The organism is Mycobacterium branderi (assembly GCF_010728725.1).
Lineage (GTDB): Bacteria > Actinomycetota > Actinomycetes > Mycobacteriales > Mycobacteriaceae > Mycobacterium > Mycobacterium branderi.
The window spans coordinates 168,753-180,006 of record NZ_AP022607.1 but is presented as its reverse complement, the minus strand read 5'-3'; the positions used below and the strand labels follow the sequence as shown (position 1 = coordinate 180,006).

The window sequence follows — 11,254 nt, the reverse complement described above, 5'->3', positions numbered from 1 at the left end:
CCTCGACGTAACCATTTCGGGGCAATGACAATGGAATCCGACATCTGCAGCACGTGCACGGAGTCGCTCCACAGCGTGCAGGCCTTTGTGGAACGGCGCTCGACAGACACCGAGGTGCGCCGGTGGATGGTCGCCGGCGGAGCCGGCGACCCGGACCTGTGGGCCGAGATGGCTGGCCGGTTCGGCCTGCAGGGTCTGCTCATTCCGGAGAAATACGGCGGTAGTGGCTGGGGATTCGGCCTGGTGACCCGTATGCTCGAGCAAACCGGCGCAGCGCTGCTGGTGGCCCCCTACCTGTCGTGCGTGTTGTCGGCCGGTGCGCTGATGTTGTCCGACGACGACGCGTTGAAGTCCGAATACCTTCCCGGTATCGCCTCCGCGGAATGGTTCGGTGCGCTGGCCCTGGCCGAAGTGCCCGGCCGATGCGACGCCGAGTCGGTTAGCGCATATGCCGATGTGGACGCCGATGGTTACCGGGTGAGCGGGGTCAAGTCACAGGTGATCGATGGCCAATACGCCGACTTCTATGTCGTCTCGGCGCGCAGCGGCGACGACACACGGCTGTTCATCATCGACTTCGACGCGCCCGGCATCACCGTGCGGCCACTCAAACCGCTCGATCAGACACGGCCGCTGGCACAGCTGGAGTTCCACCGAACCCCGGCACGCCCGCTGTCCGACGATCCGCACGCGGTCGACCATCTACAGGCGATATGTGGAATTGCGTTGGCGGCAGAGCAAGTCGGCGGAGCCCGGCGTTGCTTCGACATGGCGGTCGAGGCGGTGAAAACCCGAGCCGGGACCGCCCCACCGGGTGGCGATTCGCAGGCGATCAAACGTAAATGCGCCGATACGTTGCTCGCCGTCGAGTCGGCCCGCTTCGCCGTCTACCACGGGGCTCAGATGCTCGATGAGCACAGCGGAAACCTCTGTGCGGCAAGCGCTATGGCGCAGGTCCAGTGCTCACGGGTGTACCTGGATATAGCGGCGGAAAATATGCAGATACAGCGCGACGATGGCTCGGCCCGGATGTATCGGGCGGAGTTGCACTTCAACCGGGCCAAAAGTTCTGAGATGCTCTTCGGCGAACCGGCTGTCCATCGCGAGCGGCTGGCGGCTCTGGTGGGTATCTGACGCCGACGTACTGCCGATAGCCGGACCCCACCAGCAAGCAACACGGCGGATCGTTCACGGTCGCGGCTCGCGTGGTAAACCCAGGACGCGTTCGGCCAAAATATTGCGCTGGACTTCTGACGTACCACCGCCAATGCGCAGCCCGAACGATTCGAGATAGTCCTCGATCTTGGTGATGTCGGTCAGCACGGCGAACTTGTGCACCGCGTGATTCAGCTCGGTGGCAACAAGTTTGAGCGCACTGCCCGCCGGACCCGGTTGGCCGCCGTGCTGCTGCTCAGAGACACTCTTGTACAACAATGCCCGCACCGCGAAGACGTCATCGGCAAGTTCTTGCAGTCGATGCATCAGGACCGGGCGCGCAGAGTAGGTCTCGGCAAGCTCTGCCACCACCCGCTGCAACCCGATGATCATGGCGGCGAACGCGGTGCTGCGCTCGAACAACAGCGTCGCGGTGGCCACCTTCCAGCCCTCACCCACACCGCCGAGCACATCGGTCAGCGGAATCCGCGCGTCTTGGAAGAAGACCTCGCAGAACTCGGGTCTGCCGGTGATGGCGGTAATGGGCCGCACGGTGATTCCCGGCGTGCGCATATCGGCGATCAGATACGTCAGACCGCCGTGGCGATCCGCCGGATCGGTGCGGACCAACAATTCGCACACATCGGCGTGCTGGGCGCGGGTGTTCCAGATCTTTTGACCGTTGACGACGAGGTAGCCGTCATCGACGACACCCCGCGTCGTTATCGACGCCAGGTCCGAGCCGGCGCCCGGTTCGGAGAAGCACTGCGCAACAAGAAGATCGCCGCCGAGGATGCCCGGCAGCCACCGGCGGCACTGCTGCTCGGTGCCATGGGCGATGATGGTCGGTCCGGCATGCGAGAGCCCGACGAAGAACGGTTCACCGCCGCGGCCCCCGGCACGCTGGTGCTCTTCGTGGAAGATCATTTGGCGAGCCGGCGACGCACCTTGGCCGCCGTACTGCACAGGCCATGCGATGCCGGCCAGACCCGCTTGCGCCAAGCGCTTCTGCCACTGACGCTGCGCGGCAAGGTATTCGGCGTCGACATCGGCGCCAACGCAGCTCAGCGGCGGCAGTTCGGGTGCCGGGTTCGCGGCAAACCAACGGCGCAAGTGCTCACGGAACTCGCTGTCGCTGAAGTCGTTCAGCGCCACGGTGTCAGACGCGATCATGGTTGCGGACTGCCCACGAGTCGTGCGATCTCGTCGCGGTTGACCTTGCCCGAGTCGTGGCGCGGTATCGCGTCCACGAACACGACGCGCCGCGGTAGTTCGTAGGCGGCCAGCCGGTCGCGCAGAGCCCGCCGGATCGCGTCGGCGTCGGCCGTTGCGTCCCTTTGTAGTACCACGGCGGCGACGGGAACCTCGCCCAACCGTTCGTCGGGTACCCCGGCGACAGCGGAGTCGGCAACTCCGGGCAGATCGTTGAGCGCCGCCTCGACTTGGGCCGGATAGACGTTGAATCCGCCGCACACCACCATGTCTCGCACCCGGCCCACCACGAAGAGAAAACCGCTGTCGTCGAGCCGCCCGAGATCCCCGGTGCGCAACCACTTTCCGGGATCGGCGGGCCGGCCGCCGGTGTCGAGGTAGCCAGACATCGCCGAGGCAGCACGCGCCGCGATCTCGCCCACTTCGCCGGTTGGCACCGGCGTGCCGTCCGGGCCGAGAATGGCGACCTGGACTCCCGGGGCAATACGGCCCACGGTACCGGCCGGCCGCTCGAACGCGATGGCACCGGCGAACTCCGTTTGCCCGTAATTGCGCAGCACCGGAACGTGGTATTTGGCCTCGAACGCGATACGTGTCGCTTCGGGAATGGCCGCCGTGCCGACCGTGACGCTGTCCACGCCGGGCAGCTGCGCTTCGCCATCGGCCTGAGCCAATTCCCACACCATCGCCGGTGTCAAACCCAGCACGCCGAGCCGGTAGCGCTGAGCAAGGTCGAAAACCCGCTCAGCGGAGAACTTCTCGACCAGCAGCGCCGGCTTGCCGAGCCACCACGCGGTCAGCACACCGAGAAAGCCACCCATGTGGGCGATCGGAACCAGCACGATCCGCGGCCCCCGCGCGGGCTCACGCGGGGCACGACCATCCTCGGAAAGACCGTTACCCCGGGCGATACCGGCGACGCTGCCGCGCAGCGCCGAAAACGCCAGCGACGCCCCCTTCGGGGTGCCGGTGGTGCCCGAGGTGAACATCACCACCGCCTCACCGGCGGGAGCAAACTCCCGGACGCCGGTGTCCACGACGTCTACCTTCAGGCCCTCGCCGGCGAGCGGGGTCAGGCGGGCGGCGGCTGCGGTGGCGATGAGGCGGCGGCGTACCTCGGGCTCGGGCACCATCGTGCTCGCCGCGACGATCGAGCAGCCGGCGCGCCACGCTGCGTGAATCGCCACCACGGAAGCCGCGTTGTTCGCCAGCCGGGCCAGCACCCGGGTGCCGGGCACGAGTTGCGCTGCTACCTGCTCGCTGGCCTGCGCCAGCCGGCCGAAGCTGTATTCGGCCCCATCGACGATCAGCGCCGTGCTCGCGGGTGCGGCCACCGACAGGCGGGTCAAAAGATCGTCCACACCCGTCTTGCCCGACACCGACGCCACGCCCACGCTTGCCTCCCTGGAATCGACTGGCACTGAAAACCGTACGAGCCGCAAAAGCGTTTGGACACTGCAGCGAGCGCCGCGAAGCGAAAGCCGAATTTTCGCAAAACAGTTAGCCAGGTGGCCGCCGGCATGTGATCTTGAGTAGTAAATGTGCAGCTAAGGCAAGGACCCGGATGAGCAGCGATGTCACACATGCTCGGCTGGAGCTGGCCGGTGCTGCGGGGTCGTTGTGTGCAGATCGGTGGGTCGCCGGCGGCGACCGCGGCGCACTGCTGATGCTGCACGGCGGCGGCCAAACGCGACACTCGTGGAACCGTGCTGCACGATCACTGGCGGCCGAGGATTGGCAGGTGTTCACCGTCGATGCCCGCGGCCACGGGCAAAGCGCGTGGGCGCCCGACGGCGACTACAGCATCGATGGCTTCGTTGCCGACTTCTTACTGATCACCGAGCAGGTGCAGCGACTTACCCGCACGCCGATCCCACCAGTCGTGGTGGGGGCTTCACTGGGTGGCATCACCGCGCTCTTGGGCCAGGGCGAACGAGGAGGCGCCGCCCGCGCGTTGGTGCTCGTCGACATCGCGCCGCGGATCGAAATGGCCGGCGCCCAACGGGTCGGCGCCTTCATGCGATCGGCGCCGTCGGGTTTTGCCTCCCTGGAGGAAGTGGCCGACGCCGTTGCGGCCTATCAGCCGCATCGCAGAAGACCGGCTAACACCGACAATCTGCGGCGCAACGTGCGTTACGGGGAGGACGGCCGCCTGTACTGGCACTGGGATCCGCAATTCTTGCGCCTGGGCGACGAGGCGAACGATGCGCCACTGCGTCACCAGCGCCTGATAGCGGCCGCTCGCCGCATCGACGTGCCCACCCTGCTCGTGCGCGGGGCGATGTCGGACATTGTCAGCGACGACGGCGTTGACGAGCTCCTGGAGCTGATCCCGGCGGCGAGGGTCGTCGACGTCGCCGGAGCCGCCCACATGGTGGCCGGCGACGACAACGCGGTCTTCGTCGACCAGATGACCGACTTCCTGCTGGGCCTGCCAGCCGGCAACGAGGCGAACAATTCGTAGCGAGAACGGCATTTGCTGCCAAACCGCCACCTAGATGTTGCGTCGGCGCGCTGCGAACGAGTTCTCTAAAAGCACCTGATGCCGCTCTCACGATGAGGACGCCGACGTGAACTTCGCAATGGACGACGACGCGCTTGGCCTTGTCGACTCCATTGCCGATTTCTTCGAGCGGCGCGGTGATGCCCGGGCTATCGCCGAAGCTGCGGCGACTTCGACGACAGCCGATCGCCGACGCTGGGCCGCCTTGTGTGAGATGGGATTACCCGTCCTGCGTCTCGCAGGGCCCGACGGTATCGGCGCCGGGCTGCTGGAGGCCACCGCGGTCGCCGAGAAAATCGGCGCCGTTCTGCTGCCCGAACCTGCGGTTGCCGCCGTAGTCCTTGCTGATGCCTGGAGCTCTCACCCGCAAGCAGCGCAGCTTCTCGACGATCTGTGCAGCGGTGCCCGCATCGTCGCGTTGTGCGGGTTCGACACCGTCGAGCTGTCCGGCGCCGGTGAGGTCAGCGGGCAGGCGACGGTTCCCGACGACGGTGTCACCGATGCCGTCGCACTGCCGGCTCGAGACCTTGACACCGCCGAGTCGGCAATCGTCGTCATCGACCGAGCCGGGCTTGGCCCGCCGATCGACCGAACGGTCGTGGATCCCAGCCGACCCACCGCGGTGATCAACCTGGGCGCTGTGAAGCCGCTCGACGTGTTGCGGCTCAGCAACCCATCCGCAGACCGGATCCGCCGTGAACTGACAGTGCTGACCGTCGCCGAGCTGGTGGGCGGCATGCACAAAGTGCTCGCCGACACCCTCGACTACGTCAAGACGCGCGAGCAGTTCGGCCGCGCCATCGGCAGTTTCCAAGCCGTCAAGCACAAGCTGGCCGACATGTATGCGGCAACCGAGCAGGCACGAGCGGCCGTGCAGTTCGCCGCCCTGCAGTGCGCGAACCCGGATGGTGAAGCGTCGGCGGCGGTGGCCTCGGCCGCGCGATGGGTGCCGCGCTCTGCGATCAAGCTGTTCGAGGACGCGATTCACCTGCACGGCGCGATGGGGTATTCCTGGGAGATCAGCGTGCACCTGCACCTGCGCCGCGCACTGGCCACCCGCGCACTGGTAAATAACGCCGAAGCCATTTCCTTGCACTGTGTTTCGGCTACCTCAGGGGCGGCGTGATGTCGTCGGTGTTCCGGGAACGAGTCCGGGCCTTCCTGCGGGCCAACGATCCCGGTCCTGCCCCGAAAGACCCGACAGAGCGACTTGGCTGGCAGCGCCGATGGGCGGCGTTGCTCGTGGATGAGGGATTCGCGGCGCCGTCATGGCCCAGTCGGTGGGGTGGCATGGATCTGCCGCTGGCCGAGCAGGTGATCTATCACGAGGAGTTCGCCAAGGTGCGCCGGCCCGGCCACCCGGGCCCGGGCATCTTCGTGGTCGGGCCGACCATCATCAAGCACGGCACCGACGAACAACGCCAACAGTTCCTGCGCCCCGGCTTGCGTGGCGACATCATCTGGGTGCAAGGCTTTTCCGAGCCGGAGGCGGGTTCGGACCTACCCAGTTTGCGCACCCGCGCCGAGCGGGACGGCGCCGACTACATCGTGTCCGGACAGAAGATCTGGACCACCAACGCCCGCAACGCCGATTGGCTGTTTGCCTTGGTGCGGACCGGTCCACGGGAGTCGCGCCAGCACGGGATCAGCTACCTGTTGATCGACATGGCGTCACCGGGTGTCACGGTGCGCCCGCTGCGAGACATGACTGGCGGCTCGTCGTTCTGCGAAATCTTCCTCGACGAGGTGCGTGTCCCCGTCTCCAACAGGGTGGGCGAAGAGAACGAGGGCTGGAAGATCGCTCGCACGAGTATGGGTCACGAACGCTCCACGGCCGGTGTGGCACAAGGGATGCGCTATCGCCGGATCGTCGACGAATTGCACACCTTGGCCGCGGAGCTGGGCCGCACCAACGATCCGCGAGTGCGACAGCTACTGGCCTCGATCGAGATCGATGTGCGCCTGATCATCCTGAACAACACCCGCACGCTGAGCACGGTGCTGGCCGGCTCGGACCCCGGACCGGTGTCCTCGATCGGGCGGCTGATGTTAGCGGAGTTCGAAAAGCGGCTCCACGAACTGGCGGTCGACCTCATCGGCGCGCCCGCAGTCCTCGCGCCCGATGATTCCCATGCGGTGCAGCGCGGCCGGTGGGTCACCGGGTGGCTGGCGACCCGGGCCTCCACCATCGGCGCCGGAACCGCCGAAATCCAGCGCAATACGATCGCCGAACAGGTCCTCGGGTTGCCACGCGACGACCTCGCCGGCGCCAGCCCCTGACCCGGTCACCAACCCATAACCGCGACCACCATCCTGACGACGAGGAGCGCTCATGACCCAGACGGCCAACAGCGACACCGAAGACCGCTTCCGGGAAGCGACGGCCGCCGAAATCGACGACGCCGATATCGCCAAAGACCGTGCCGCGCTGCGTGTGTGGGCGGCATCTGGTAGCCAGGAGCTGCTTTCCACCGCCACGCCCGAAGCCATTCGCAACTTCGCCAACGGATACGGCGACGACAACCCGCTCTACACCGATCCCGGCTACGGCCAAACCACCCGATGGGGCGGCCAGATCGCCCCACAGATCATGGCCGCCGTGCTCAACGCCCCGCTGCGCGGCGACAAGCTGCCCAAGGAGCTGCGCGGCGGAAGCTACCGCGGAATCCACGCCTTCGTCTCCGGGGGCACCTGGGAGTGGTACCGCCCCATCTACAGCGGCGACACTCTCTACAGCTTCTCCGGGCTGGAATCGGTGGAGGAAAAACCCTCGGAGTTCGCCGGGCGCTCACTGATCCGGGTGCTGCGCGACGTCAAGCTCAACCAGCACGGCGAAGTCGTCGGCGTGTATCGCACCCTGGTCATCTACACCGAACGCAAAAAGGCCCGTGAACGAGGCAAATACAGCACGATCGAAGACCCGTCCTACTCCAAGGCCGACATCGCGGCGCTCGACGAGATCTACGCCGCCGAGAAGGTTCGCGGTGCCGAGCCCCGCTATTGGGAAGACGTGGTGGTCGGCGAGGACATGGGCACCATGGCCAAGGGCCCGCTCACCACGACCGACATCATCGTCTTCCACGCGGGCGGCTACGGCTTCGTGCCGTATGGGCTAAAGACAGGACGACTGGCCTGGAAGAACCGTCAGCGGATCGCCCCCTTCTACATCGACAACGCCTACGGCGTGCCCGATGTTGCTCAGCGTGTGCACTGGGATTCCGAGTGGGCCAAGGCAATCGGCAATCCCCGCGCGTACGACTATGGGGTACTGCGGGAATGCTGGATCCACCATTTCCTCACCGACTGGATGGGCGACTCCGCGTTCGTGGTGCGCCAACACGACGAGATCCGCAAGTTCAACTACGAAGGCGACATTCAGTACCTGACCGGCAAAGTCGACGGCAAACGCCGGGAGGACGGCATGATGCTGGTCGACCTCGCGGTAGAGGTGCGCAACCAGCGTGGCGAGACCACCGCGCAAGCCGACGCCACGATCAGCCTGCCCAGCCGCGAACATGGTGCGGCGCTGCTGCCCCAAGTCCCCTGCGATCTGCAACGCGACGCCCTGCGCATCTTCGAGCGGCACGGCGAACTGCTCAAGGACACCAAAAATGACTGACCCCGCACCCACCGCAGACGCCGGGATCGTAGCGGTGCTTACCGGTTCGGTGCTGACGCTGACCCTCAACCGGCCTGATAAGGCAAATGCGTTGCGCCAACAGGACTGTGTGGCTCTGCGCGAGAAGGTCGAAGCCGTCGACGGTGGCGGCGAGGTGCGGGCAATACTCATCCGCGCCGAAGGCGCCAACTTCTGCGCGGGAGCCGATCTGGTTGCCGCCAACGAGGATAACGGCAAGCCCCGCACCGGGCATCTGACCCGCGGCCTGGCTGCCGGAGCGCACGGCCTCATCTCCGCAGTGTGGAATTGCCCGGTGCCCACCGTCGCCGCGGTGCAGGGCAAAGCCATCGGGCTGGGACTGCACCTGGCGGTGGTCTGTGATTTCGTGGTTGCGTGCAGCAATGCCACCTTTGTCGAACTGTTTTGCAAGCGGGGCTTTTCCGTCGACAGCGGTGGGTCGTTTCTGCTGCCCCGGCTGGTCGGCCTGCGTCGTGCCCGCCAGATGCTGTTACGCGGAACACCGCTGGACGCGGCCACCGCCGCGCAGTGGGGATTGATCGACGACGTAGTCACACCGGATTCTGTCGAGCGCGCGGCCAGCGCCCTTGCGGCCGAATTGGCGGCCGGCCCAACGTATTCGCTCGGGCACACCAAGGTGCTACTGAACAACCCGGCGGTCGGTGGACTGGATGTGGCGTTGTCGCAGGAGGTGAAATCGGTGGAGGCCACCGTGCGCAGCGCTGATTTCAAGGAGGGCCTGCGGGCGTTCGCGCAGCGACGCGAACCGGTTTTCAGCGGCAGCTGACCGCATGGAGAAACAATGACTTTCACCCTCACCGAAGAACAACACGAGCTGGCCAGTTCGGTCGCGGCGTTCCTGGAAAAGCGTTCCCCCGAAACCGAAGTGCGCCGGTTGATGGAGCAGGGCGGCGCAGCGGATCCGGCGGTATGGTCGCAGCTGGCCGGACAACTGGGACTGACCGGCCTCATCGTTGGCGAGGAGTACGGCGGCGCTGGATCCGGCTTCCTCGACTTCGCCTTGGTGGCCGAGCGCACCGGTGCCGCCCTGCTGGTGGCGCCGCTGCTCTCGACGGTCGCCGCGGCCGGCGCGATCATGCTTTCCTGCGATGAACAGCTCAAATCGGACTACCTGCCCGCGCTGGCCGGCGGTGAACGGATCGGCACGCTGGCCCTGGCCGAGGCTTCCGCCAGCTGGGACCCCGCCACGGCCCAAGCCAGTGCCGAACCAGCAGCCGGCGGGCAGGTGCGACTGACGGGGACCAAGATGTATGTCGTCGACGGCCAGCACGCCGACATCTTCGTCGTGTCGGCGCGCTCCCCGCTCGGGTCCATCGGTCTGTACGTGGTCGACGCGAACCGCCCCGAGGTGACCGTTACGGCCCTGAGCACGCTGGATCTGACCCGGCCGCAGGCGCGCGTCGAGTTTGACGCCGCGCCGGCGCGCCCGTTGAGCGACGAGGCCGACGCCGCCGCCGTGGCCGAGCGGGCCGTGGCCACCGCCGCGATCATGCTGGCCGCCGAGCAGGTCGGCGGGGCGCAAAAATGCCTGGACATGGCCGTCGAGTACGCGAAGGTCCGGGTGCAGTTCGGCCGGCCGATCGGCAGTTTCCAGGCGATCAAACACAAGTGCGCCGACATGCTGCTCGACGTGGAATCGGCCCGTTCGGCGGCCTACTGGGCGGCCGGCGTGCTCGATGACGACAGCGACAACCCGTTGATCGCCGCGGCGGTGGCCAAGGCGCACTGCTCGGCGGCCTACACCAGGGTGGCGGGGGAGAACATCCAGATCCACGGCGGTATCGGATTCACCTGGGAGCATCCGGCCCATCTGTATTTCAAGCGCGCCAAGACATCCGAAATCATCTTCGGTGACCCGGCCTGGCAGCGGGAACGGTTGGCCGAGCTGGTCGGGATCTGATCAGCGCAGGCCGATCGCGCGGCTGATAAACGGCAGCACAATGTGTTCGATCTCCGCCCTGGGGGTGGCGCCGCCGAGGGTGGCCTGATCGGCCGTCATGCTCGATACCAGAAAGAAGATGGCCCGGGCATCGGCGACCGGGTCGTCGGACTGCAGCTCGCCACGAGCCCGCCCCTCGGTGATGGCCTCCACCAGGGGGGCCATCATGCGTTCGATGCACCGGTCGATCGCTTCTGGATACTCCGGTAGAAGTTCACGCCAGTGCGAGGCGAACAGCGACGACGGCTTGGCCAGGTCCTCGCGGTAAGCCATGTCGATAATCGCCGCCACGAAGGCACGAACCTTGTCCGAAGGAGTGTCGGCAGCGGCAGTCTGCCGGCGTAAACCGACCGCGGCGCCGCCCAGTTCGACTTCGAGCAACGCCAGCAAAAGGTCGCTTTTCTTTTCGAAGTGCCGATAAAAGCTGCGCGTCGACAGGCCCGCTTGCCGCAGCACGCTTTCGACTTTGAACCCCCACCAGCCGCTGCGCTGGAGCACCTGCATAGCCGCGTTCAACAATTTGTTGCGCTCGGACTCGGCTTTCTGTGCGTGCTCCGGGCCGTTCCCGGATCGCGGCTCAGAGCCGATCGCCGACGCCATCGTGCTCCTCCAATCTGGCCAATCCCGGCTCTCAGGGTAGTCGCCGTCACACCAAGAACACGCCTGATGCCGCCGACGTCGGCCCAGACCCCGGCGATCGGCGGCGCACAATCGGGCCCACGATCGGAAGTGTCGTTTTCAGCAAGGTCACTGGCTGAACCTCCAATACCGCCGATACCGTAACCGC

The 11,254-nt window shown here is 66.3% G+C and carries 10 protein-coding genes; 7 read left to right on the top strand and 3 right to left on the bottom strand.

The window, feature by feature from the left end; all coding sequences use genetic code 11:
• The first annotated feature begins 75 nt into the window (after positions 1–75).
• Positions 76–1,134 carry an acyl-CoA dehydrogenase family protein gene (locus G6N47_RS25770; RefSeq protein ID WP_232080411.1) on the top strand — a complete coding sequence of 353 codons (1,059 nt, stop codon included), beginning with the start codon at positions 76–78 and terminating at the stop codon, positions 1,132–1,134.
• A 54-nt stretch (positions 1,135–1,188) separates the two neighbouring features.
• Here the strand turns inward: G6N47_RS25770 and G6N47_RS25765 are convergent, their stop codons facing one another.
• Positions 1,189–2,328 (bottom strand): acyl-CoA dehydrogenase family protein, encoded by a 1,140-nt coding sequence (locus G6N47_RS25765; protein WP_083134298.1) that lies wholly within the window; start codon positions 2,326–2,328, stop codon positions 1,189–1,191.
• Positions 2,325–3,761 (bottom strand): class I adenylate-forming enzyme family protein, encoded by a 1,437-nt coding sequence (locus G6N47_RS25760; RefSeq protein WP_083134297.1) that lies wholly within the window; start codon positions 3,759–3,761, stop codon positions 2,325–2,327. Before G6N47_RS25760 ends, G6N47_RS25765 begins: the two co-directional genes overlap by 4 nt.
• Before the next feature lie 170 nt (positions 3,762–3,931).
• Between G6N47_RS25760 and G6N47_RS25755 the strand changes: the two genes are divergently transcribed.
• From G6N47_RS25755 to G6N47_RS25730, 6 genes are all read left to right on the top strand, one after another.
• A complete protein-coding gene (locus G6N47_RS25755; RefSeq protein ID WP_083134296.1) occupies positions 3,932–4,831 on the top strand; it encodes an alpha/beta fold hydrolase in 900 nt (299 codons plus the stop codon).
• 106 nt (positions 4,832–4,937) lie between these two features.
• On the top strand, positions 4,938–5,996 hold the full coding sequence (locus G6N47_RS25750; protein ID WP_083134295.1) for an acyl-CoA dehydrogenase: 1,059 nt from the start codon (positions 4,938–4,940) through the stop codon (positions 5,994–5,996).
• Positions 5,996–7,150, top strand: coding sequence for an acyl-CoA dehydrogenase family protein (locus tag G6N47_RS25745; protein ID WP_083134294.1), 1,155 nt, complete (start codon positions 5,996–5,998; stop codon positions 7,148–7,150). The genes G6N47_RS25750 and G6N47_RS25745 overlap by 1 nt, the downstream gene beginning before the upstream one ends.
• 52 nt (positions 7,151–7,202) lie before the next feature.
• Positions 7,203–8,489, top strand: a complete 1,287-nt coding sequence (locus G6N47_RS25740; protein ID WP_083134293.1) for an FAS1-like dehydratase domain-containing protein — start codon at positions 7,203–7,205, stop codon at positions 8,487–8,489.
• Entirely contained in the window at positions 8,482–9,294 is an 813-nt protein-coding gene (locus G6N47_RS25735) for an enoyl-CoA hydratase/isomerase family protein (protein WP_083134292.1), read from the top strand. The genes G6N47_RS25740 and G6N47_RS25735 overlap by 8 nt, the downstream gene beginning before the upstream one ends.
• Before the next feature lie 15 nt (positions 9,295–9,309).
• Positions 9,310–10,428, top strand: a complete 1,119-nt coding sequence (locus G6N47_RS25730; RefSeq protein WP_083134291.1) for an acyl-CoA dehydrogenase family protein — start codon at positions 9,310–9,312, stop codon at positions 10,426–10,428.
• Here the strand turns inward: G6N47_RS25730 and G6N47_RS25725 are convergent, their stop codons facing one another.
• Positions 10,429–11,067 (bottom strand): TetR/AcrR family transcriptional regulator, encoded by a 639-nt coding sequence (locus G6N47_RS25725; RefSeq protein ID WP_083134290.1) that lies wholly within the window; start codon positions 11,065–11,067, stop codon positions 10,429–10,431.
• Positions 11,068–11,254: the final 187 nt, after the last annotated feature.